Source organism: Porphyromonas canoris, from assembly GCF_000765975.1.
GTDB lineage: Bacteria > Bacteroidota > Bacteroidia > Bacteroidales > Porphyromonadaceae > Porphyromonas_A > Porphyromonas_A canoris.
The window spans coordinates 125703-148611 of the sequence record NZ_JQZX01000002.1 but is presented as its reverse complement, the minus strand read 5'-3'; the positions used below and the strand labels follow the sequence as shown (position 1 = coordinate 148611).

Sequence of the window (22909 nt, the reverse complement as noted above, 5' to 3'; positions counted from 1 at the left end):
TTAGTCGATATAGAGCACAAGTCCTTTCAGGTATTCTCCTTCGGGATGATAGATACTTACCGGATGATCCATCGGCTGTGTTAGCTGATGAAGTATCCGCACTTGCTTTCCTGCCTGAAGCGCAGCAGTGAAAACAGCTTGTCTGAACTGTTCGGGAGAGACAGCCTGTGAACAGCTGAATGTAAACAAAATACTTCCGGAGTTCATCTTGGACATCGCAGCCACATTCAGCTTGCGGTACCCCTGAAGAGCATTATGCAACACTTTACGATGCTTGGCAAAAGCAGGAGGATCAAGTACTACCACATCAAACTCTCCCGGTTCTACCCTGTCCAAATAGCGGAACGCATCTTCCACATAAGCCTCATGAGTGGCATCCTTACTCCATACACTCTTGTTCTCGTCTATGTTTCGCTGCATCATCTCTATGGCTTTGGCACTGCTATCCACCGATACTACCCTTTTGGCTCCTCCGCGTAAAGCGTAGATGGAAAAGCCTCCCGAATAGCAGAACATATTCAGTACGGATGCCCCTTTAGAGTAGTGTTCGAGAAGTGTTCTATTTTCTCTCTGATCCACGAAAAAGCCTGTCTTCTGTCCTTTAAGGATATCCGGATATATCTTGATGCCGTTTTCCAAAGCATAGTTATCTGCAAACTTCTCTCCGCCAATAAGACCACTTGTAAAATCTACTTCGGCTTTGAATGGCAGTGTAGTATCCGACTTGTAATAGACACTCCTGATGATCTCGGAGAAAGGGGCTTGCAGGAGAACATCCCTTACAGACTCCCTCAGCAAGTGTATCCCGATAGTATGCGCTTGAATAACCGCAACAGAGCCATATACATCTACCACCAATCCGGGAAGGAAGTCCCCTTCCCCATGCACAAGACGGTATATGGTATTATCGGGACGTATGAGTCCAATCTTCTTCCTAAGATCCAAAGCAGACTCTAATCTTCTCTTTAGAAAAGCACTATCTATAACCTCCTCTTTGAAGGTTAAGACCCGAACGGCTATGGAGCCTATTTCGCAATATCCACGAGCAAGAAAAGAGCCCTCGGCACTATATACATCCACGAGTTCTCCCTCTTCCAGTGGTTGAGAACTGTGTTGTATCGCTCCGGAGAACACCCACGGATGACGCCTCTGAAGCGATTCGTTTTTCCCCTTTTTCAAAGTTATGATAGGATATATACCTTTTTCCATTACACTTTTCTTCTTCGTCTTTTTATGACTCTCCTCTTTGGTTTAACTACGGTGGAAGCCAAAAACTCCTCTTTCATATACTCTCTCAGCGCAAGATATATCTTGAGCCCTGCCACGGCATCCAATGCCGCGTAAGTGCATTGAGGTGCCGAAAGAACGGGGGCTTCCCAGTTGGTCAGGCGTTGCGCCTTTGAAAGCCTTCTGTTGAACAGCACGGCATATATTTTTGAAAGAGCAAGGACTTCTATTCCGGCAGCCGAAGAGAGGTGTCGAAGCTCACAAAAGTTATGAGTTTCCATCTTATAGTCGGACAGCAGAGCTTTGGTATCGTCTCCAATGCCCACACCCACCTTCACCGGTGCTTCCGACCATAGGAAAGAGAGATAGTCTCTCTTCTCCTCACTATCCAGTATTCGGGGCAGACGGAAAAGATAAACCTTTCCCGGAATAGCCACTTGCAGAAGACTCACCTTGTGATGTACTCCACGCTTAAATGCCGGCTTTGTCTCCGTATCCATACCGATGACATTGGCATGCCGGATCTCTTCCACTATCTCTTGCAGCTGCGTATCCGAAGTGGTTTCGTCTATTACCACGACAGGTTCAGACAGCTGTTCTATCTCTACTTCTTGCAGCTCTTCCTCCGTGATATTTGTCTTCCGGATGCTATTCATACTCTCCGTCCCCTTCCATCTCCATCTCAATAGCATCATGAATGGCACGAGCAATGATCAATACCTTCTTTCCCCACGTGTGAGTGAATCCTTGCAGGTAGTCATAGATCAGCATCCCTTTTATTTCATCGGTCTGAACATCTATCCGATAGTTCCAGACAAAGTCCACTATCTCCTGAAAAACATCTGCCACCAGTTCCGAAACCGTAAAAGCCTTGGATTCATACTCCGGCTGAGCCACATCTATGGAGCCGTCTATTATGGTATCGTACTCTCCCATCAGTTCAGCGATACTGTCTTGTACGGCATTATACTGCTCTTCGGTTACGATGTACTCGCGCTCCGACTCTTCATACTGATACTCCTCATAGTCCGAAACAGGAGTAGATAGAGCTGCAGAGTAGAGAGCCAACAGATGCCCCTGCAAACCTCGAAGCTTTGCTTCACGATTTCCGGACGAAGACTCTTGCCGAAGAACGGCATAGATGGCTCCTATACAGCCTTGACTGCTTTCGAGAAGCAGGCTTGTAGGCATAGAGCTGCCCTGATCACTGTCTGATGATACTTTTATACTCATCTTGCGATTGCTGATTTATACTTCCAAATACAAAGGTAACGATACTTGATGACAAACTTTGTCCTTTGATTGAATAAATATGGAGAGTGGAAGAAAACAGTATGGTACAATCTTGATCACGCTACAATAATCGTCTATACATGATTAAATCTTCTTTTAATCCTTTCAAAAAAGAGCTTTAATGCCTTTTATATTTCAATATCAAGGGCTGATTTGTGGAAATCGAACCTTGAGATATACGAACCAAAGCTTGAAAGGGAGCAGTCAAAGCCCGATGGCAACTCTTTGCCCTATTCGACCAATCTTTTGAATAGGTTTATCAAAGAAAGTGTACGGCTTAATACTCATTTCTCTCGCGCCTAAATAGCACAGAGCAATGGTTTGTGGATCTCTTCAGGAAATAAAAAACTGCAAGCACTCCCCTTAAAAGAGGTAATACTTGCAGTTTACCGACTATGCTCAATCTTACTTGAGCATTTCGGGAAAGTTTCTAAAGAGAGTTGTTACTCTTCGGAGAGATATTACAGCTCGTTTTCAGACAAATATCTTTCTACTTCTATCGCAGCCTTACATCCGCTTCCTGCCGCTGTAATAGCTTGACGATAGTGCGGGTCTGCCACATCTCCTGCAGCAAAGACACCCGGAACATTGGTCTTTGGAGAGCCTTCTATGGTCTTGATGTAACCTTGTTCGTCAAGATCTACCACACCTTTAACCAAATCCGTATTAGGAGTATGACCGATAGCCAGGAAGAAGCCGTCTATGGCAATATCCACCATCTTTTCATCTGCTTCACCCTTGCGATAAACAAGATGAGCGCCTTCCACTCCGTTTTCACCAAAGAGTCCGACAGTGTTATGTTCAAATAAAATCTCGATCTTTTCGTTCTTCATAACGCGATCTTGCATAACCTTAGAAGCTCTCAAATATGGTTTACGAACGATAAGATATACTTTCGAGGCCAAACTGGAAAGATAGATAGCCTCTTCACAAGCGGTATCTCCGCCTCCTACTACTGCTACTACCTTGTTGCGGTAGAAGAATCCGTCACAAGTGGCGCAAGCACTCACACCCATTCCATTGTACTTCTTCTCATCTTCCAAGCCCAAGTATTTGGCTGTGGCTCCCGTAGAAATGATGATAGCATGAGCCAGATAGCTTTCGGTGCCATCTACGGTTACCTTATAAGGTTTAGAGGAAAAGTCTATATCCGTAACGAGTCCGGGCTTTATGTCTGCCCCGAAACGCTCTGCCTGTGCACGCAAATCCATCATCAGCTCTGTACCGGTGATACCATTGGGATAACCGGGGAAATTTTCTACATCGGTAGTAGTGGTAAGCTGTCCTCCGGGTTGTATCCCCTCGAAAAGAACGGGAGAAAGATTTGCTCTTGATGCATATATGGCAGCAGTGTATCCCGCAGGACCGGATCCTACTATCAGACAACGCACTGTGGGAGTTGTGTTCATGTTGGTCATTTTTTGTTGTTTATTTATTGGTTTATCTTAAATCTATTACTTCAATATTTCGGGAAAAATTTTTCTTGTCGAACTCAAAAAGTTTCCCCGTTGTACCATAGGGTTTCGTTATCTTCTTAATCTCTATGATGGTCTCCTTGTCCTCTTTTCTATCTCCCTTTTCCTTGAAACGGATGATCGAAGGTGTGTAAGATGCGTCTGTATCTATGGACAAAGAGGTAAGCATGCCTCCATAACCGGCTTTCGGCGTTGCCAAAAAGCGAGACATATTATTAGGCAATTTCTGTACAGAGGTTGTAAAATCTTGCTTGAGCAGTCTGCTCAAAGAGATAAGAAGAGAGAGCTCTTCAAGCTCTGACTCTGAAGGAGAGGTCAGATTGACTTCGTTTGTCCCACTCGACATGACCCAAAGAAGCTTTCCATTGTACCAGGCTGTGAGCGGAGTGGTATTGAGGTAAAACTTTTCCCCTTGAGCCGTAAGAGTGCAACCGTGTACAGGCTTTTGGTCGGGATAGGTCAGTGTAAACTCTATCAACATACCATCTGACGGACTGACCTTGTCCGACAATGCCTTTATCGGATCCGTTGCTTTCACTTGTGCCACCGAACCGATGGCGACAACAGCCAACAAGACACTGAATATTGTTTTTACTATTTGATGTTTCATGATGTTTCTTCTTAAAGTTGGTTATCTGTTAAGACCTCTCAAGGATTTTCCGAAGATCTTCTGCGGACTCAATCAATACCTGTCTCGGCTTACTTCCTTCGGATGGTCCTACCACGCCTGCCTGCTCAAGCTGATCCATAAGTCTGCCGGCACGGGCAAAACCGATGGCAAGACGTCTTTGAAGCAGAGATGTACTGCCACTCTGCTCTAAAAGCATAATATTCGCCGCCTCTTCAAAAAGAGCATCTCTGCTGCCGGAATCCATATCGCTACCATACTCTCCACGACCTCCGGATGAGCCGTTGCCTCCTACTTCCGGGAGATAAAGGGGATGAGGATACCCCTGCTGCTTGGATATATAATCCACGACTCTGTTTATCTCTTCGGTATCTATGTAAGCACACTGTACGCGTATCGCTTCATTGCCTTGCGAATAAAGCAGATCGCCTCGACCAACAAGCCTGTTGGCTCCTGAAGCATCAAGAATGGTACGAGAGTCGATGGATGAGTAGACTTTGAATGAGATACGTCCGGGGAAGTTGGCTTTAATGGTTCCGGTGATGATACTTGCCGTTGGACGTTGAGTGGCAATAATAGAGTGTATTCCCACTGCACGGGCTTTTTGAGCGATTCGAGCCAGAGGAAGCTCTATCTCTTTACCTGCTGTCATGATGAGATCTCCATACTCATCTATCACCAGCACTATGTATGGCATAAACTTATATCCGTTGCTCGGACTCAAAAGCCTGCGTTTGAACTTGTGGTTATACTCCACAATGTTTTTTACACCTGCTTTGGTGAGAAGTTCATACCTGTCATCCATCTCCTTACAAAGAGAGTTAAGTGTACTTACAACCTTGGCTGTATCGGTGATGATAACCTGTTCTTCATCTTCCAACTTAGCCATATAGTGGTTTTGAATCATGGAAAAGACACTAAATTCAACCATTTTAGGATCCACCATGACGAATTTAAGTTCGCTCGGATGCTTGCTGTATAGCAGTGAAAGGATGATTACATTAAGACCTACGGACTTTCCCTGCCCCGTTGCTCCGGCTACAAGAAGATGAGGAATCTTTGCAAGGTCGAAGCTGAACACTTCATTCGTAATAGTCCGACCCAATGCAACCGGAAGCTCGTACTTTTTCTCCAAAAACTTTTGAGAGCTTAGCACAGAACGGAAGCCGACAGTCTTTGGATTTCTATTGGCTACCTCTATACCGATAGTACCTTTGCCCGGAATAGGAGCAATGATACGTATTCCAAGTGCAGACAAACTAAGTGCAATATCATCCTCCAAATTTTTTATTCTGGAAATGCGCACACCATCTGCCGGTACCACTTCGTAAAGAGTTACAGTAGGACCAACGGTTGCCCTGATAGAGACAATGCTGACCTGAAAACTCTCTAATGTCGCAGTGATACGCCTTTTATTATCTTCTATTTCATCTAAATCTACCGTCTGCGTATCCTCTTTTCTGTCGTCCAAAAGCTCTATGGAAGGCATCTTGAAATGACTCAATTCGATATGAGGATCGTACTCTCCCAACTCCTGCAATAGTGCTTGCGCTAAAGCATTATCTTCTAAAGTATCACTCTTGGGACGTACAACTTCAAGATCTATCCCATCTTCTTTTCCGGAAGCATAGGTTTCGATATGATGATCAATAAGTTCCTCATCAGAACCGGAATGGGTTGGCGAATAGGATGATGCCGGTTGAGAAGAGGAATCGGAGGTAAAAACATCTTCATCAATGCCTTCAATCTCATCTCCCAAAGCATCATAATCGTCTTCTTCTTTTCTTCTCTTTTTGAAACGTGCAAAGAAACCATTTCCTTTTTTCTTCTCTTCAGGCACAACAGGGATGGCTTCGGCTGGCTGTTTTTTCTTTATCTCCAACCATCCTTTGACCTTTGGAGTGAAACTCTGAAAGAATATGAGCAGTATCGCAAAAAGGAAAAAGATTAAGACAAGAATGGTTCCCGGATATCCTATCTGCAATATGCTGTAATCTGCAAGCTTTTTACCAAAAAGACCTCCAAGAAAAAAGAACTGATTCGGGAATAATACTCCTCCTGCAAGACCCAGTAAAAGCATACTCCAAAACATCAATGAACCGCACAAGAAGAATAGTCTTATGTATCCCCCTTTGCGATTACGTAAAATGCGCAACCCGGCTAAGCAGATAAAGACAATGGGAAAAATGGCAGATAATCCAAGCCATCCATTAACAATATTATGCATGGAGTATGCACCTTTTACTCCCGAAGGATTGGTAATAGCATCTTCTGTGGAGACTTCTGCCTGTGGGACATTAAGAACAACACTCTGATCCGCCTTTCCGGTAAAGAAATAAGAAAAAAATGCTATAAGAAGAAAGACTCCCAAGAAAGTCAAAAGAGCACCGATCAAAAGTACGTACGTATCCCTCGTAACGTGTATGCCGGTATTCTTGACCCATTCAGGGAGTTTTATATTTTTAGTTTTGCCTTTATTTGTCTTCATCTTCAGAGTAAGGAGAGATTATTTAGCTTAGCAAATGTAGTGATTTTTTCGTACTATTCAGAGCCTTTTCTGCCCTCACATATCTCTTCTTTCTCTTTTATAATCCCAGTTTTTGTCTCAGTAAACGGTATCTGGAAAGACTGATGCGTATAATGTCCCCACTATGTAAAACCAGCTGTCTCTGCTCTCCATAACGCTCTATTCTTGCAATGTGCTTGACATTTACAATGTAGGAGCGGTGTACGCGAACAAAAAGATCTTGAGGAAGCATGTCTTCTGTTGCTTTCATCGTTTGCTCTTTCAGCCAATGTCCGTCCGATGTATGAATAACAATATAGTCTCCATCCGCTGCAATATAAAGGATTTCCTCTAAAGAAAGTATGCGTATTTTAGACCCACTCCTTACGGTCAGCTTATCTACTACCGGAGAAGAAGCGGTCAGAGCCTGTTCTTCAACGGGTATCTTCTCCTCCTCTTCCTGTGTCTCTTTCACTTTGTTGAGGTATCTCATCATGAATATTATCCCGAACAGACAAGTGATCAATACTCTTACCGGAGCCGTTTTCAGCCACTGCTCCCATGAAAGAGACTCAAAAAGATTTAGAAAAAGATACTCTGCACCAACAGCCACAATGCTTATACACAACAAAGCAACAGCTATCCAAACTCTTACTTTACTAAACCGGAGCAAGTAAGAAAAGGCATAACTTCCTAAGAATAGTACCGCAGCATAGAAAAGTATATCCCAAACAGAAAGATAAAGATTAAGCCCTCCTACTGCAAAGGTATATACTGATGCTATTACCAAACAAGCAAAGATGCGGTGTTTCTCTATGTTGTGCAGCTGCTCCATCCGTTATTTGATCTCCACTCCGGAGAATATTGCAGACTTGACATTGATAATCAGTTTGCGGTCTGAATTCTGATTGAAAATTCTCATGCGCTTATTGGAAACACCTCCGAATGTAGAAACTGATTTCACTTCTACGTTCCAATCGGGCGGCATCAGTATCTCAACACCACCAAAAGCTGCTGTAACTACCAATTCAGTCTCTCCAACAGGAAGCGTGGTCTGTCTTAAATCCAAATCGACTCCGCCAAACAAAACATCTATACTCCCTCCTCTGAATACCGGATCCAGTACAACGTACTCGCCACCGGAGAAAAGATATCGGCAATCTATTCTTCCATCATCTGTTATCCCATTGCCGTTAGTTTCTTTGGTATAGTGTCTTGTAAAAGATTTTCGTAGTTTTTCCCTCCTGTTATTCTGAATGGCCGGTAAGGCATACAGAAAAAGAAGAGCTCCCAAAATCATTGCTCCAACAGGCCAATATGTAGACAATGACTCCAGATAAAAGGATATTTCCGGAAATATCTTACTAAGCTTCAGCAGAAGAAAGCCCAAACCAAATCCGGTAACCACCAATCCTCCGATATCAAAAGAGTGGGACAGATAAAAAAGCCCGACAGTAATGAGCAACATCTGCCATGAGAATATGATTCTAAGGAATGATTTGTCCAATAATCCCATGTTAGACAATAAAAAGAGAAGTGCTCCTGCTATGATCAATAACGCAATCGAAGCTGTTGTGTTCCTGCCTCCGGTATCTCTTTTAGCTAAAAACCGTCCCATGAATCCCGCTCCTAATATATATAGCATCACCGCTCCCAATATTTCTATAAGAGCATCGAAGTTGTCCCCTCCGGATATAACACCGGCAAACAACAGACCTCCACCTGCTATCATAAGCAAGAGAGAAAAGAACAGAGTAAATCCCGATTTTTGATTTGAAATATTCATATCACAATACATTAGTTTATCAGTTACTATTCAGACCAAAGAGTTGGCTCTCTCATCCGGAGCAGTACTCTCGTCTATCTGATACAAAAATAGGATAATCAGGCTCCTAATACAATACAACCCCGACTAAACGGCTTAATAATCCCGACGAATGACCTCTTTTAGACGATCAAAACCGACAAAATCAATCTTCATTTTTTGTTCCTTATACCGATAAGGTGTTCTTCCCAAAGGTCTCCTGAAAAGGCATTCCGCCTCTCTGTTTTTATCGAAAAAGACCGACACTGCCTTCTAAAGCAAGTCGGTCTTTCTGTTTTATTGTCAAACATTATCTCTGTCAGAGATCTTCCCTCAAACTAATCTTTCATAAAGATTTTTGCATCAAGGGATTTCGTACAGGATAATGCCTTTGAGTCAAGCATCAATACAGAGATCGGATAACCTCTGTAAAGAGTGCCGTCATCTTCTTGGAGGCGGCATTTGCTGCTCGTATCACGTCATCGCCATCATTTACAAAGTCATCATCGAAATGATACCCCTCATTTGTTATCACAGACATACCAAATACACGAATATCGCAATGGCGAGCCATTATCACCTCAGGCACTGTACTCATACCTATTGCATCCCCTCCGATTATATTCAGGAACTTATACTCTGCCGGTGTTTCATAAGAAGGTCCTGTCCAACCCACATATACTCCCTCCTTCAGAGCGGTATTCTGTTGGGCTGCCACCTCTTTGGCTTTTGCGATAAGTGCACGATCATAAGCCCTGGTCATATCGGAAAAACGAGGTCCAAACTCCGACATATTCGGTCCGATGAGTGGATTGGGCAGAAGATTTATATGATCCGTTATGATCATCAAGTCTCCGACCTTAAAAGATTCGTTGGTACCTCCTGCGGCATTGGAGACAAAAAGATATTCTATACCCAAAAGCTTGAACACTCTTACGTGAAATGTTACTTGCTGCATGCTGTACCCCTCATAGTAGTGAAAGCGTCCCTGCATGACGACAACCGGAACACCCCCCAACTTTCCTACGATAAGCTGACCTTTGTGCCCTATGGCTGTGGACTTTACAAAGTTTGGAATTGTATCATAAGGTATTGCCTTGGCATCCTCTATCATATCTGCCAATGCTCCCAATCCGCTACCAAGCGTGATGGCAACCTTTGTATCTTCCGGGATGAAGCGACGCAGATAAGCTGCCGCCTCTTCATAATGTTTATATTCAAACTGTGTCATAATGTAGCAATATAAGTGTCTGTTAATATTTATCCTCTTCCGGCTCTGCGAAGCAAGTCGTTAGAAACTTCCACTCCTTTCTTTAAGAGGACATCGTATTCCGGTATCTGCCGTTCTCTCATCAGTACTTTTCCATCTACGATAGTGGTATCCACGGCACTACCGGAGGCAGAATAGACCAAATTTGAGATAAAGTCATGGCACGGCGTCATTTCCGGAATATCAAGTCGGACAAGAGACAAATCTGCCAGTTTTCCCGGCTCTATCTCTCCCCCGTCTATTCTAAGAATCTCGCTTCCTGCCTTTGTCGCAGCCACGAACATCTCTTTAGCCGGTGTTGCTTTGGGATCTCCGCGCCAAGCTTTCCCAAGAAGTGAAGCGAGTTTCATCGCTTGCACCATATCCAGATTGTTGGAAGAAGAGCATCCGTCCGTACCTATTCCCACACGTATTCCTTTCTCACACATCTCTTCGCTCCTGAACTTGTACCCGGATGCCAACTTCATATTGGAAGCCGGATTGTGTACGGTGCTGCAACCATAATCGGCAAGGATTTGCAGCTCTTCACTATCCATCCAAAGGGAGTGAGCCAAAACCAAACGAGGAGAAAGGACGCCGAGATCTTTGAGATACCTTACCGGCGTTGTTCCAAAGTTCTTAGTGCAGTCTTTCCACTCTTGATAGGTCTCAGCCAAGTGCAGATTCACGAGACAGTCATGCTCCTTTGCAAACTCATGTGCAAACTGTAACTGAGGAGCGGAAACGGTATATATGGCATGAGGTCCTACTGCAAACCGGACTCTGTCGGAGTAATGAGAAAACAGCTCAAAGTACTTATGGCAGTTTTTCTGATCCAATTTTGCTCGTGCATCATCCCATCTGTCAAACATGGTGTAAGACAATACGGCTCTTATTCCACTATCTTCCACCGCTTGTGCAGTAGCTTCCGGGAATGTGTACATGTCCAAAAAAGCCGTCGTTCCGGTCTGTATCATCTCCATACAAGCCAGACGAGAGCCCCAATAGATGTCGTCCGGCGTAAGATGTGCCTCTACCGGCCAAATCATGTTTTCGAGCCAATCCATCAAGTCTCTATCGTCTCCATAACCTCTAAAATAGGTCATCGCCGCGTGAGTATGACAGTTGACCAGTCCCGGTATCACTCCCCTGTTTTTACCGGAAATGATATCCACCTCACCTGAAAGAGATGCCGGATTTATAGACCCGGCATTCTCTACCTTTGTTATTCTGTTTCCTTCTATTAAAATATCTACCTGCCTGTCTATGTGCAGGACATCTTGTATCAGTATAGGCATGTATCCTCTTATTTATGTCCAAAACGCTTGTAAAACTCAGCCACGGCTTCTATACCTTTCTTCCAGATATCTATGCTGATATTTTCGTTTGGAGAGTGAATGGCATTACTTTCAAGTCCGACCCCCATAAGTACGCTCTTAAGACCCAATACTCGCTCGAAAGTGGCAATAATAGGAATACTTCCACCGCTTCTACGTGCCAATGGGCGTTTGCCGAATGCTACTTCAAAAGCCTCTTCCGCTACCTTGTAAACCTCAAGATTAGTAGGGCAGATGTATGGACTGCCTCCGTGAAGAGGTGTAACCTTTACCTTGATGTAGTCCGGAGCAATGCTCTTAATGTGTTTAACGAAGTCTATGGAGATCTTTTCAAAGTCCTGATTAGCCACCAAACGTGTAGAAACCTTTGCATAAGCCTTGGATGGCAATACTGTTTTGGCGCCTTCTCCGGTGTAGCCGCCCCATATACCGCAACAGTCTAAGCTCGGACGAGAGCTGTTCCGTTCAAGGGTATGGTATCCCTTTTCCCCATGTACCGCATCTATCTTTAAGAATTTCTTGTAATCTTCTTCCGAGAATGGAATCTGCTTTATCATCTCTCGTTCTTCCGGTGACATCTCTTCCACATCATCATAGAAGTGAGGAATGGTGATCTTGCCATCCTCATCGGTCAGTCCGGCGATAAGCTTACAAAGCTCGTTTATAGGATTTGCAACCGCTCCTCCAAAGTGTCCGGAGTGAAGGTCGTGGCTTGGTCCAGTAACCTCTATTTCCCAGTATGCCAAGCCCCTAAGCCCTGTACAGATGGATGGTACATCCTTGCTTATCATACTAGTATCGCTTACCAGAATGATGTCGGCACGGAGCTTCTCTTTGTGTTCTATGCAGAACTCTTCCAAAGAAGGAGAACCCACTTCTTCTTCACCCTCCATGATCACCTTCACATTGCAGTTGACATAGCCCAACTTCAATGCTGTCTCAAACCCCTTGATCTGTACCATGCTCTGACCCTTATCGTCATCTGCACCACGTGCCCAGATATGTCCGTCGCGAATTTCGGGTTCAAACGCTCCACTCTTCCATAATTCGATAGGCTCTGCCGGCATCACGTCATAGTGTCCGTACACCAATACCGTAGGAAGAGTTTGGTCTATGATACGTTCGGCATAGACAACCGGATTGCCTTTGGTCGGCATTACCTCTGCTTTTTCAAATCCGGAGCTCAGCAGCAACGCTTTATATGCTTCCGCACAACGGATCATATCCTCTTTGTGAGTAGTCTTGGCGCTGATAGAAGGGATACGAATAAGATCGAATAACTCTTCTATAAATCTATTTTCATGCTCTGCAATGTACTGCTTAATAGTAGCCATAATGTTTATATTTTTAGTTGGTTTTATATTGTTTCAAGGCATATCATTCCAAAGATACCAAGATATTGCAAGATAACCAAGCTAAAAAGAGTGCGCCCGGATAGTCCGGGCGCATCATCTTTTCATCTTTTGGGGTCAGGCAGATTAAATGTATCTCCTCCTTCCAACGTACCTGTGGTATAGCCTTTTCTCAACCAGGCCATCCGCTGTTCGGATGTACCATGATTGAAAGACTCCGGCACCGTATATCCCTGTGCCTGCATCTGAAGTCTGTCATCCCCTATGGCTTGAGCCGCAACAAGTCCATCTTCCAGGTCGCCTATCTCCATGGACTGAAACATTTTGTTGTCATGATGCGCCCAAAGCCCTGCATAATAGTCCGCTTGCAGTTCGAGCCTCACACTGATGGCATTGGAGTCTTTCTCGGAAGCCTTTGACATGGCTGCATGAGCCTTATCCAAAGTACCCAAAAGATACTGAACGTGATGCCCCACTTCATGGGCTATGACATACGCAAAAGCAAACTGCCCTTTGGCTCCAAACCTCTGCTCCATCTCCTTAAAGAAAGAAACATCCAGATATATAGTCCGGTCTGCCGAACAGTAAAAAGGTCCTGTCGCGGCAGAAGCATATCCGCAGCCGCTATTGGTGGCTCCGGTAAAAAGCACCAAGCGGGGAGGTTGGTATCTGCGACCATAGTCCGCAAAAATCTTTGTCCAGACATCTTCTGTTCCTGCGAGTATCTGAGAAGAAAAAGCAGCCAGGGCATCTTCTTCTGCAGAAGGTTCATAACTCTGCTCTGAACTGAATGAGCCACCTATGCCTTCCTGTATCACCGTAAGAGGATTCCCTCCTAAAAGCCACGTGATAAGCCCTACAATGATAAGCCCACCCAATCCGAGTCCTCCGGCTTTGCCGGATATTTTCATTCTTCTATTGTCTTGAACATTACTGCTCTCTCTTCTTCCATCAAGCCTCATAATCAATATCTTTTTTGCTTAAACTACTGTACAGAGACAAAATTACACCAAATTTTATCATTCAGGCTCGTATGCAATAATATGAGACTTTTGAAAAAGGATTTTTTAAGCCGTTCAAAACTTTCTGTTATCCTGTTAAGAACTTTTCCTGAACAGATTCAATCTTCACATTCAAGGCTTGGTTTTCAGAAATCGGCGCTTGGTTGCCACTCTTCAAATCTTGATCTCCGGCAATCGTGCCTTGATCTGCAAAGCTGTTCCTGTTTAACGAAACTATTGAACGGGATAAGAGAAACATCCGAACGCTTTTACCTCTTCTTCAAGAAAGCATCATGAGTTTATCTCAACCTTTGCATAGCACCTCATCTATCATTAAACAAGAAGCAAACATAGCAGAAAGAGCCGCACAAAAATGTGCGGCTCTTCCCGTTTCTATGCAGACCTCTCTGTCTGTTTATCTTGAAATATTAAAACTCTGCGTTGTTTGGAGTTCTTGGGAAAGGTATCACGTCTCGGATATTACTCATACCCGTAACGAATAGAAGCAGACGTTCAAAACCCAATCCGAATCCGGCATGTGGAGCCGTACCGTAACGACGAGTGTCCCAATACCACCACATCTCTTCGTGAGGCACGCCCATATCTATGGCTCTTTGGGTAAGTTTATCGAAGTCAGCCTCTCTTTCGGATCCTCCGATTATCTCTCCGATCTTCGGGAATAGGACATCCATTGCGCGAACAGTCTTACCATCATCATTCTGCTTCATGTAGAAAGATTTGATCTCCTTAGGATAGTCTGTCAGAATAACCGGTGCTTTGAAGTGCTGTTCCACCAAATATCTTTCGTGTTCGGAGGCAAGATCTGCTCCCCAGAAGATTGGGAACTCGAACTTAATGCCATCTTTCACCGCTTTTTCCAAGATTTCGATACCCTCCGTGTATTTCAAACGCACAAAAGGCTTGTCCAAAACGAACTTTATACGGTCGAGAAGCTCCTTATCTATCATGTCATTGAGGAACTTCAAATCATCTTCGCAATGATCCAAAGCCCATTGGAGACAATACTTGATGAACTCTTCCGCCAAGTTTTGGTTATCCTCGTTATCGAAGAAAGCCACTTCCGGCTCGATCATCCAGAACTCAGCCAAGTGTCTTGGAGTATTCGAGTTTTCGGCACGAAACGTTGGACCAAAAGTATAGATACCGCCAAGAGCCATGGCTGCTAATTCTCCTTCCAACTGTCCGGACACGGTAAGATTGGCGTGTCTTCCGAAAAAGTCTTCCGAATAGTCTATCTCTCCGCTTTCGGTCAAAGGCAGATTGTTAAGGTCTAACGTGGTTACCTTAAACATCTGCCCCGCACCTTCGGCATCGCTGGCAGTAATCAGTGGTGTATGGAAGTAGTAAAAGCCTTTGTTGTGAAAGAACGTATGGATAGCCATAGCCATGTGGTGGCGTATTCTGAATACCGCTCCAAAGGTGTTGGTACGAGGTCTCAAGTGAGCAATCTCCCTCAAAAACTCCATGCTGTGTCCCTTCTTTTGAAGAGGATAAGTATTAGGATCTGCCGTACCCAGTACCGTAATAGAGTTGGCTTGAACCTCTACATTCTGACCTTTACCTTGCGATTCGACAACAACACCGACAACACTCACACTCGCTCCCGTAGTAACAAGTTTAAGGGTCTCTTCATTCTCTTCGTTTGGTACTATAACCACTTGAAGATTATGGATAGTAGAGCCGTCGTTGAGAGCTATAAAGGTTACACTCTTACCACCTCTCTTGGTTCTGACCCATCCCATAACGGTAACTTCCGACCCTACGGGAGTTGCCTTAAATACATCTGCTATTTTAGTTCTTTTGATAGACATATTTACTATCTTCTTTTTACATCAATCTATTTTATTCAAATGCTCCCATGCGAAGCATATTTACCTCTTCTTGACTTAGGTATCTCCACTTTCCTTTACCCAAATTCTTCTTGGTCAATCCGGCAAAATAAACTCTGTCAAGCTTGTACACCTTGTATCCGAGATGCTCGAATATACGTCTTACAATCCTGTTTCTTCCGGAGTGGATCTCTATACCCACTTGAGACATATCGTCTTGAGATACGTAAGAGATTGCATCGGCGTGTATCTCTCCGTCTTCAAGCTCTATACCATCGGCTATCTTTTGCATATCTTCTACTGCCACAGGCTTGTCGAGCCACACATGATAGATCTTCTTTTTATCGTACGACGGGTGCATCAACTTGGTTGCAAGATCTCCGTCATTAGTTAGAAGAAGGACTCCCGTAGTGTTTCTATCGAGACGTCCGACAGGATAGATACGCTCCTTGCAAGCAGTCTTAACCAAATCTAAAACCGTCAATCTCTCTTGCGGATCATCGGAAGTGGTTACGCAGTTCTTGGGTTTATTGAGAAGGACATATACTTTGTTCTCCAAAGAGAGCAGCTGATCATTCAACTTCACTTCGTCTGTAACATAAACCTTTGCCCCAAGTTCGGACACCACAACACCATTCACCATCACTTTACCTGCTTGGATGAGTTCATCTGCCTCCCTTCTTGAGCAGACTCCGGAGTTAGCCATATATTTGTTCAGACGTATAGGTTCTGTAACATCAATATGATCCTGAGTGTAAACTATCGGTTTGGGTCTTGGATGGAACACTCTCTGTTGAGACTGATTAGACCTTTGCTTTTTGCCCTTATTGTTCTTAGAGAAATTATTGTTGGGTCTGTTGTTGCCGTAATAGTTGTTATTAGGCGCACCATACCCTTCATTATACTCGTTTCTTTGAGGTCTTTGTCTGTACGGATTGTTGTTATTGTTGTAGCGACCACGAGACTGAGCATTGTTATTGCCATAACGTGGCTCTCTTGGCTGCCTGTAAGGAGTAAAGTTTCTCTCCCCGTGAGGATGATAATTGTTGTCTCCGTACTGGTTTTGTCTGGAATATCTTCTTTGTTCGTACTTCTCGTCGTATTCGGCAGACTGGGCAGGAGAGTAGCCGTTATTTTCATAACCGAATCTTTCTCTCTGGTAATTACCCGAAGAATAATCACGATAATTGTTGTTATCCTGATTATACCTGTCATTTCCTGCCTGATAGCTGTTATAAGATCGCTCGGATCTTCTGTTGTCTTGATACTGAGATCTTGGATGTCTGTTCATATTACCATACTCGTTAGGGCGATAAGAATCAGAGTCCATAGATCTTCTATAGTTTTGTTGATAGTCCGAAGAAGAACGCTCTCTGTCCATTTCGGATATGCGAACACGTCTCCGTCCCACAGGACCTGCGGGTGCATTGGATGCTCCATACTCTTCGGAGCGACCTTCAGCCTGTGGTTCGTTTCCATTGTCCATTCTTCTTGGAAATCTTTGCTTCTGTGGTGATTGAGTGTACTCCTCAAAACCTCTCGGAGTCGAAGAGTTTTTTTCTTCTACTCTCTCTTCATTCTCAAAAAACTTATTCTCCATCTTTTTTTGATTTAATGATGTAAACTCTACATTATTATTCTACAACCTCTCGGTTTTTTTATCAGTTAAAACGATAAAAGGTAAGGTTTGTTGGATATTAGTGTAATAATTTCAATCGAAATTTTCCGGTATTATTTATTATGGTTTATACTTACTCCGTGTAGTCCAATCTCAATCCGGTATAAGACTCAGGAGTTATGTTCTTTAGTTCTGCCTTGACTGCTTCCGATACGTTTAGAGTATCCACAAAAGCAGATATACTTTCTTTGGTAATGCTGTCTCTGCCACGAGTCAGTTCTTTAAGTGCTTCATAAGGTGCCGGGTATCCTTCTCTTCTAAGGATTGTCTGAATACCTTCTGCCACAACAGCCCATGCAAGATCCAGATCTTGCGCTAATCTTTCCGGTGCAAGCATAAGTTTACCCAATCCTTTCTTCAAGCTTTGCAAAGCAATAAGAAGATGAGCCACCGGCACACCCATGTTTCGCATGACAGTCGAATCCGTTAAGTCTCTCTGAAGACGGGATATAGGCAGCTTGTGAGAAAGGTGCTCAAATATTGCGATGGCTATACCACAGTTTCCCTCTGCGTTTTCAAAGTCTATCGGATTCACTTTGTGTGGCATTGCAGACGAGCCTACTTCCCCCTTTACGACCTTTTGCTTGAAATATCCATCGGAGATATATTGCCAAATATCACGACACAAGTCTATCAGAATAACGCAAAGACGCTTGTAAGCATCGAATAGAGCTGCCAAGTTGTCATAGTTGGAAATCTGAGTGGTTACCGATTCCAACTCCAAACCCAAGTGATTACGAGTAAAGTTTGCCGCAAACCTTCTCCACTCCACATCGGGATAAGCCACTTTGTGAGCATTCATGTTTCCTGTTGCGCCCCCAAACTTTGCAGAGTGAGGAATACGAGCAAGCTGCTTCATCTGCTCCTTCAATCTGTAGACAAACACATATATCTCCTTGCCCAATATCGTAGGAGAAGCCGGTTGTCCGTGGGTTCTTGCAAGCATTGGTACTTCTTTCCACTCGGTGGAAAGAGTTTTCAGATAGTCTATAATAGCTTCTATCTCCGGATTGATCACCTGCTCCAATGCCTCTTTCAGCATCAAGGGTTGAGAGGTATTGTTGATGTCTTGAGAGGTAAGCCCGAAATGCACAAACTCTTTATAGCCCCCGAGTCCGAGAGTGTCGAATTTCTCTTTGATGAAATACTCTACCGCCTTTACATCATGATTGGTTACAGCCTCTATGGACTTCACCTTTTCGGCATCCGATTCGGAAAAATCCCGATAGATATTCCTTAGATCATCTTCGCTGCAAGGCAGTTTACCTTCCGGCGTTCCAAGACCTATCTCTTGTGCCAAAGCGATAAAATACTCTATCTCCACCAATACTCTGTAACGAATAAGGGCATATTCTGAGAAAAACGGAGCCAGACACTCCACCTTGCTTCTGTACCTGCCATCCACCGGCGATATTGCTAAAAGAGAAGATAAACTCATATCTGTTCGGAGTAAACTACTATACTTTCTAAGTCGCAAAGATAGCACTATACTTACAATGATGCAAGAAATCAAAGATTAAGCTTATATTTGTTCCTCAAACAATCATACATATTTGTCATGCAGATACATCCGGAGCAGACCATCAGCCTTACAGATCTTGAGTTTTATAGCTTTCACGGCGTTTTGGAGCAAGAGAGAGTCGTAGGTGCTCACTACTTGGTCTCCTTGTCGGTATCGGGATCTTTTGAAGATGCTATGCGGAACGACAGCATTGAAGATACCGTAAACTATGCCGAGCTGCACAGGATCGCACAGGAAGAGATGGCTTCTCCGAGCGACCTCTTAGAGCATGTCGTCTATCGAATACTTGCTCGTATAGGCGATATGGATAGCCGCAAACAGATAAAGGAAGCCACTGTATCCATTACCAAAAAAGCTCCTCCCATCGCCTCTTTCCAAGGCTCCGGAGCCTCTTTTACGGCAACGGCTGTTTTTTGATTACGGACTCGGCATACAAGTTACTCGTCTCACTGCATCAAAACTATCAGTACAATGAAAGGTATCATTCTTGCCGGAGGAAGCGGTTCTCGTCTTTATCCCGTTACCACAGCCGTTTCCAAGCAGCTTCTCCCCATATACGACAAACCGATGATATACTACCCGCTCTCCGTGCTTATGCTGGCAAAGATTCGGGAGATACTCATCATCACCACACCCGAAGACGAGAAAGCATACAAAAGACTGCTTGGGGATGGTTCCCAATGGGGTATCTCTCTGACCTATGAAGTGCAGCCCAAACCGGAGGGACTTGCTCAAGCATTCATCATAGGCGAAAAATTTGTCGGCTCGGATTCTGTCGCGCTCATTCTCGGAGACAATATCTTTTACGGACAAGGATTTACGCAGCTTTTGGCTGAAACCATCGAACAGACCTCTCGGAGCGAAAAAGCCCACATCTTTGCCTACTATGTCAATGACCCGGAGCGGTACGGAGTGGTAGAATTGGCAGAAGACGGCAAGCGAGCTCTGTCCATAGTGGAGAAGCCGAAAGAGCCAAAAAGCAACTATGCAGTGGTCGGGCTCTACTTCTATCCGCCGGGAGTGGCTGAAATGGCTAAGGATGTAAAACCTTCCGATCGGGGTGAACTTGAGATTACAACCTTGAATGAAATGTACCTGAAGCAAGACAGACTTCAAGTAACTACCTTTGGAAGAGGTTTTGCATGGTTAGATACCGGAACTTTCGACTCTATGTACGATGCCTGCACATTCGTCAAAGCAATCGAAAACAGGCAGGGACTGAAGATTGCATGCCTGGAAGAGATAGCTTTGAGAAATGGTTGGATAGAAGTCTCATCCTTAGAAAGCCTGCTTGGCAGATACCCCAACAGCAGCTACGGACTCTATCTAAAAAAAATGATAGAGAATCATCGGAAATAACCCTCTGCCTTTTGTCGAAAAAGGAAGGCTTTTTTTCCATTTTATCCAAAACGACCGAATGCTTTTTGCAAGACAGAAAAAGATGTTCTGCAAAAGGCATTTTTATATATTCCATCCCTCCGAAAACCTCTTCAAAAACCCATTCTCTATTTTGATCGGAGGGGTCGTTTTCAGAGCACGGCAGAATTGTTAAATTCGCCCTATTTTATTAACACAAATTCCGATACCTGTTCATCCAAAACGCTAAACGAGCATATTCTTTCGGCTTAACGTGTTTAATTTTTCAATGAACACGTTTACCGATTTCATTTAATGCGTTTACCGGATTCAGTTAAAGTGTTTAGAATTTTTACTTACTTATCTGGTTATTAGTGTTTTAGCTATTTCTTCCTCTTTTCTGCTACTTTTTGGCTCAAAATTGCATTAGGATTTATTTGCAGATAGAGGCGTTAAAATTCACACCAATTAACGCGAAAAAGCCCCATGAAATGGACTGAGAAAAAATTTTTTCCAAATTCAAGATTTTTCGCATAGAATTGATTACAAATCAGTTACCATTTCACACAAAAAGAGGTCGGCTCAAAAACGTCAAAACAGATGCCTCCAGCCAACGGCAAACAGCCCTTCCATTTTTATATAAAAGTTCTCCAAGCCCCTCTCTTTTTCCTCTTCGCAACGGGATTTCAAGCATAGATTTTTTTTAGAAAAGTCATGCCTCTATTTATTCAGAACATCCAAAATTCCGTATCTTTGCGTAATAATAAATATGGTATCATATATTCACGTACAAAAGATATAGATTATCACTAATCAGACACGACAATGCACATACAAGACCAACTAACCAACACGATTGGAGCGATCCTTCAAAAACTATACGGAGATAGCGTGCCAACGGCACAGATTTCGAGAACAAAAAAGGAGTTTGAAGGGGACTATACTTTGGTTGTCTTCCCATATCTGAAATATTCTCAGAAGAAAAATCCGGAACATGTCGCACAAGAAATAGCAGAGATGCTTCTTCAAGAGAGCGGCTTAGTAAAGAGCTACAACGTGGTAAAAGGCTTTCTGAACCTTTCTCTCACGGATGAAGCATTCATCCAAGAGACCAACCACATCTCTTCTTCGGACAACTACGGGCACAAGACAGAGACAGAAAAGTCTCCGTTGGTGATGGTCGAATACTCTTCCCCAAATACCAATAAACCTCTTCACCTCGGACACATCAGAAACAACCTTTTGGGGTATAGTCTCTGTAAGATCCTTTCGGCAAACGGAAACCGTGTAGTGAAGACCAACATCGTTAATGACAGAGGAATACATATCTGTAAGTCGATGCTTGCATGGAAGCTTTGGGGTAATGGAGAAACGCCTGAACAGAGCGGACTGAAAGGAGATCACTTGATAGGGAAATATTATGTCCTCTTCAACACCAAGCTCAAAGAAGAGACCAATACCTTACCCGAAAATGAGCGTACTCCCGAAAACATAGATAATCTTCCCTTGATGCAGCAAGCAAGAGAAATGCTTCGCAAGTGGGAAGCCGGTGATAAAGAGACATTGGAACTTTGGGGAATGATGAACCAATGGGTTTACGATGGCTTCGATGTTACTTATAAACGATTGGGGGTCGACTTTGATAAGATTTACTATGAGAGCGACACCTATCTCGTAGGTAAGGAAGAGGTGTTGAGAGGATTGGATGAAGGTATCTTCTGCAGACACGAAGACGGATCGGTTTGGGCAGATCTCACAGACAAAGGTCTGGATCAAAAAATCCTGCTGCGGGCTGACGGGACTTCTGTATATATGACACAGGATATCGGAACAGCGAAGATGAGATTCAACGACTTCTCCATAGATAAGATGATATACGTAGTAGGGAACGAACAGAACTACCACTTCCAAGTCCTCTCGCTACTACTGGATGCTCTTGGATTTAAGTTCGGTAAAGATCTCGTCCACTTCTCTTACGGCATGGTAGAGCTTCCGGAAGGAAAGATGAAGAGCCGTGAAGGCACGGTGGTAGATGCTGACGATCTTATGGATGAAGTGATACAGACAGCCTATAACACGTCCAAAGAGCTTGGCAAGGTGAAAGAGCTTACCGAAGAAGAGGCTTTGGAAGTTGCAAGAAAGGTGGGGCTTGGTGCTCTTAAATACTTCTTGCTGAAGGTGGACCCCAGAAAGACTCTGCTGTATGATACCAACGAGTCGATAGACTTTAACGGCAACACGGGACCTTTCCTACAATATACCTATGCACGTATCAGAAGCATCGTACGCAATGCAGAAGCACAGGGGATAGACTTTAAGGGAGTTTATACCAAAGCCGATAGCGAATACGAACTTTCCGATAAGGAAAAGACACTGGTACTAAGACTTGCGCAGTATCCTGAGATAGTCGATGCAGCAGGCAAGGAGCTGAGTCCGGCACTGATAGCAAACTTCACATACGATCTTGCAAGGGAGTACAACCAGTTTTATCATGACCATTCCATTCTGAATGCTCCGAATGAAGAGGTCAAGAGATTGCGTGTAAAACTCTCTTACATTACTTCCGAAACACTCCGCAGAGCTTTGGATCTTCTGGGAATAGAAGTTCCGGAAAAGATGTAACTTCATAAC

The 22909-nt window shown here is 43.9% G+C and carries 18 protein-coding genes; 3 read left to right on the top strand and 15 right to left on the bottom strand.

Features of this window, described 5'->3' with window-relative positions:
- From HQ29_RS00575 to purB, 15 genes are all read right to left on the bottom strand, one after another.
- Positions 1 to 1209: a class I SAM-dependent rRNA methyltransferase gene (locus HQ29_RS00575; protein ID WP_394332360.1), complete on the bottom strand. Its 1209-nt coding sequence runs from the start codon at positions 1207 to 1209 to the stop codon at positions 1 to 3.
- Positions 1209 to 1883 carry a 3'-5' exonuclease gene (locus HQ29_RS00570; RefSeq protein WP_036866923.1) on the bottom strand — a complete coding sequence of 225 codons (675 nt, stop codon included), beginning with the start codon at positions 1881 to 1883 and terminating at the stop codon, positions 1209 to 1211. Before HQ29_RS00570 ends, HQ29_RS00575 begins: the two co-directional genes overlap by 1 nt.
- A complete protein-coding gene (locus HQ29_RS00565) occupies positions 1876 to 2460 on the bottom strand; it encodes a DUF5063 domain-containing protein (protein WP_082226797.1) in 585 nt (194 codons plus the stop codon). The genes HQ29_RS00570 and HQ29_RS00565 overlap by 8 nt, the downstream gene beginning before the upstream one ends.
- 521 nt (positions 2461 to 2981) lie before the next feature.
- Positions 2982 to 3929, bottom strand: coding sequence for a thioredoxin-disulfide reductase (gene trxB / locus HQ29_RS00560; protein WP_036792858.1), 948 nt, complete (start codon positions 3927 to 3929; stop codon positions 2982 to 2984).
- A gap of 31 nt (positions 3930 to 3960) precedes the next feature.
- Positions 3961 to 4605 carry a LolA-like putative outer membrane lipoprotein chaperone gene (locus tag HQ29_RS00555; protein WP_036866918.1) on the bottom strand — a complete coding sequence of 215 codons (645 nt, stop codon included), beginning with the start codon at positions 4603 to 4605 and terminating at the stop codon, positions 3961 to 3963.
- A 28-nt stretch (positions 4606 to 4633) separates the two neighbouring features.
- On the bottom strand, positions 4634 to 7111 hold the full coding sequence (locus HQ29_RS00550) for an FtsK/SpoIIIE family DNA translocase (RefSeq protein WP_036866915.1): 2478 nt from the start codon (positions 7109 to 7111) through the stop codon (positions 4634 to 4636).
- Between the two features lie 97 nt (positions 7112 to 7208).
- The gene (locus HQ29_RS09790; protein WP_052089621.1) at positions 7209 to 7964 is read right to left on the bottom strand and encodes a LytR/AlgR family response regulator transcription factor; all 756 of its coding nucleotides are present in this window, start codon (positions 7962 to 7964) and stop codon (positions 7209 to 7211) included.
- Positions 7965 to 7967: 3 nt separating this feature from the next.
- Complete coding sequence (locus HQ29_RS00540; protein WP_036866914.1) at positions 7968 to 8915, bottom strand: LiaF domain-containing protein; 948 nt, start codon at positions 8913 to 8915, stop codon at positions 7968 to 7970.
- 421 nt (positions 8916 to 9336) lie between these two features.
- Positions 9337 to 10164 carry a purine nucleoside phosphorylase I, inosine and guanosine-specific gene (locus HQ29_RS00535; protein ID WP_036866913.1) on the bottom strand — a complete coding sequence of 276 codons (828 nt, stop codon included), beginning with the start codon at positions 10162 to 10164 and terminating at the stop codon, positions 9337 to 9339.
- A gap of 29 nt (positions 10165 to 10193) precedes the next feature.
- Positions 10194 to 11480: an amidohydrolase gene (locus HQ29_RS00530; RefSeq protein WP_036862738.1), complete on the bottom strand. Its 1287-nt coding sequence runs from the start codon at positions 11478 to 11480 to the stop codon at positions 10194 to 10196.
- Between the two features lie 8 nt (positions 11481 to 11488).
- Positions 11489 to 12853, bottom strand: coding sequence for a dipeptidase (locus HQ29_RS00525; protein WP_036866911.1), 1365 nt, complete (start codon positions 12851 to 12853; stop codon positions 11489 to 11491).
- 122 nt (positions 12854 to 12975) lie between these two features.
- On the bottom strand, positions 12976 to 13833 hold the full coding sequence (ypfJ, locus tag HQ29_RS00520) for a KPN_02809 family neutral zinc metallopeptidase (RefSeq protein WP_036866909.1): 858 nt from the start codon (positions 13831 to 13833) through the stop codon (positions 12976 to 12978).
- A gap of 467 nt (positions 13834 to 14300) precedes the next feature.
- Entirely contained in the window at positions 14301 to 15704 is a 1404-nt protein-coding gene (asnS, locus tag HQ29_RS00515; RefSeq protein ID WP_036866906.1) for an asparagine--tRNA ligase, read from the bottom strand.
- A 31-nt stretch (positions 15705 to 15735) separates the two neighbouring features.
- On the bottom strand, positions 15736 to 17103 hold the full coding sequence (locus tag HQ29_RS10045; RefSeq protein WP_449421035.1) for a pseudouridine synthase: 1368 nt from the start codon (positions 17101 to 17103) through the stop codon (positions 15736 to 15738).
- 370 nt (positions 17104 to 17473) lie between these two features.
- Positions 17474 to 18838 (bottom strand): adenylosuccinate lyase, encoded by a 1365-nt coding sequence (purB, locus tag HQ29_RS00505; protein WP_036866903.1) that lies wholly within the window; start codon positions 18836 to 18838, stop codon positions 17474 to 17476.
- Positions 18839 to 18958: 120 nt separating this feature from the next.
- Between purB and folB the strand changes: the two genes are divergently transcribed.
- The 3 genes from folB (at position 18959) to argS (ending at position 22900) form a co-directional block, all read left to right on the top strand.
- Positions 18959 to 19339: a dihydroneopterin aldolase gene (gene folB, locus HQ29_RS00500; RefSeq protein ID WP_036848884.1), complete on the top strand. Its 381-nt coding sequence runs from the start codon at positions 18959 to 18961 to the stop codon at positions 19337 to 19339.
- 54 nt (positions 19340 to 19393) lie between these two features.
- The gene (gene rfbA, locus HQ29_RS00495) at positions 19394 to 20281 is read left to right on the top strand and encodes a glucose-1-phosphate thymidylyltransferase RfbA (protein WP_036792162.1); all 888 of its coding nucleotides are present in this window, start codon (positions 19394 to 19396) and stop codon (positions 20279 to 20281) included.
- An 822-nt stretch (positions 20282 to 21103) separates the two neighbouring features.
- Positions 21104 to 22900 carry an arginine--tRNA ligase gene (argS, locus tag HQ29_RS00490; protein WP_036792159.1) on the top strand — a complete coding sequence of 599 codons (1797 nt, stop codon included), beginning with the start codon at positions 21104 to 21106 and terminating at the stop codon, positions 22898 to 22900.
- The last annotated feature ends 9 nt before the right edge of the window (positions 22901 to 22909 follow it).

Coding starts and splice junctions, on each gene's coding strand:
- HQ29_RS00575 (WP_394332360.1), bottom strand. CDS start 1,209: ATGGAAAAAGGTATATATCCTATCATAACTTTGAAAAAGGGGAAAAAC.
- purB (WP_036866903.1), bottom strand. CDS start 18,838: ATGAGTTTATCTTCTCTTTTAGCAATATCGCCGGTGGATGGCAGGTAC.
- folB (WP_036848884.1), top strand. CDS start 18,959: ATGCAGATACATCCGGAGCAGACCATCAGCCTTACAGATCTTGAGTTT.
- HQ29_RS00525 (WP_036866911.1), bottom strand. CDS start 12,853: ATGGCTACTATTAAGCAGTACATTGCAGAGCATGAAAATAGATTTATA.
- HQ29_RS00550 (WP_036866915.1), bottom strand. CDS start 7,111: ATGAAGACAAATAAAGGCAAAACTAAAAATATAAAACTCCCTGAATGG.
- HQ29_RS00565 (WP_082226797.1), bottom strand. CDS start 2,460: ATGAGTATAAAAGTATCATCAGACAGTGATCAGGGCAGCTCTATGCCT.
- HQ29_RS10045 (WP_449421035.1), bottom strand. CDS start 17,103: ATGGACAGAGAGCGTTCTTCTTCGGACTATCAACAAAACTATAGAAGA.
- ypfJ (WP_036866909.1), bottom strand. CDS start 13,833: ATGAGGCTTGATGGAAGAAGAGAGAGCAGTAATGTTCAAGACAATAGA.
- HQ29_RS00555 (WP_036866918.1), bottom strand. CDS start 4,605: ATGAAACATCAAATAGTAAAAACAATATTCAGTGTCTTGTTGGCTGTT.
- argS (WP_036792159.1), top strand. CDS start 21,104: ATGCACATACAAGACCAACTAACCAACACGATTGGAGCGATCCTTCAA.
- asnS (WP_036866906.1), bottom strand. CDS start 15,704: ATGTCTATCAAAAGAACTAAAATAGCAGATGTATTTAAGGCAACTCCC.
- HQ29_RS00535 (WP_036866913.1), bottom strand. CDS start 10,164: ATGACACAGTTTGAATATAAACATTATGAAGAGGCGGCAGCTTATCTG.
- trxB (WP_036792858.1), bottom strand. CDS start 3,929: ATGAACACAACTCCCACAGTGCGTTGTCTGATAGTAGGATCCGGTCCT.
- rfbA (WP_036792162.1), top strand. CDS start 19,394: ATGAAAGGTATCATTCTTGCCGGAGGAAGCGGTTCTCGTCTTTATCCC.
- HQ29_RS00570 (WP_036866923.1), bottom strand. CDS start 1,883: ATGAATAGCATCCGGAAGACAAATATCACGGAGGAAGAGCTGCAAGAA.
- HQ29_RS00540 (WP_036866914.1), bottom strand. CDS start 8,915: ATGAATATTTCAAATCAAAAATCGGGATTTACTCTGTTCTTTTCTCTC.
- HQ29_RS09790 (WP_052089621.1), bottom strand. CDS start 7,964: ATGGAGCAGCTGCACAACATAGAGAAACACCGCATCTTTGCTTGTTTG.
- HQ29_RS00530 (WP_036862738.1), bottom strand. CDS start 11,480: ATGCCTATACTGATACAAGATGTCCTGCACATAGACAGGCAGGTAGAT.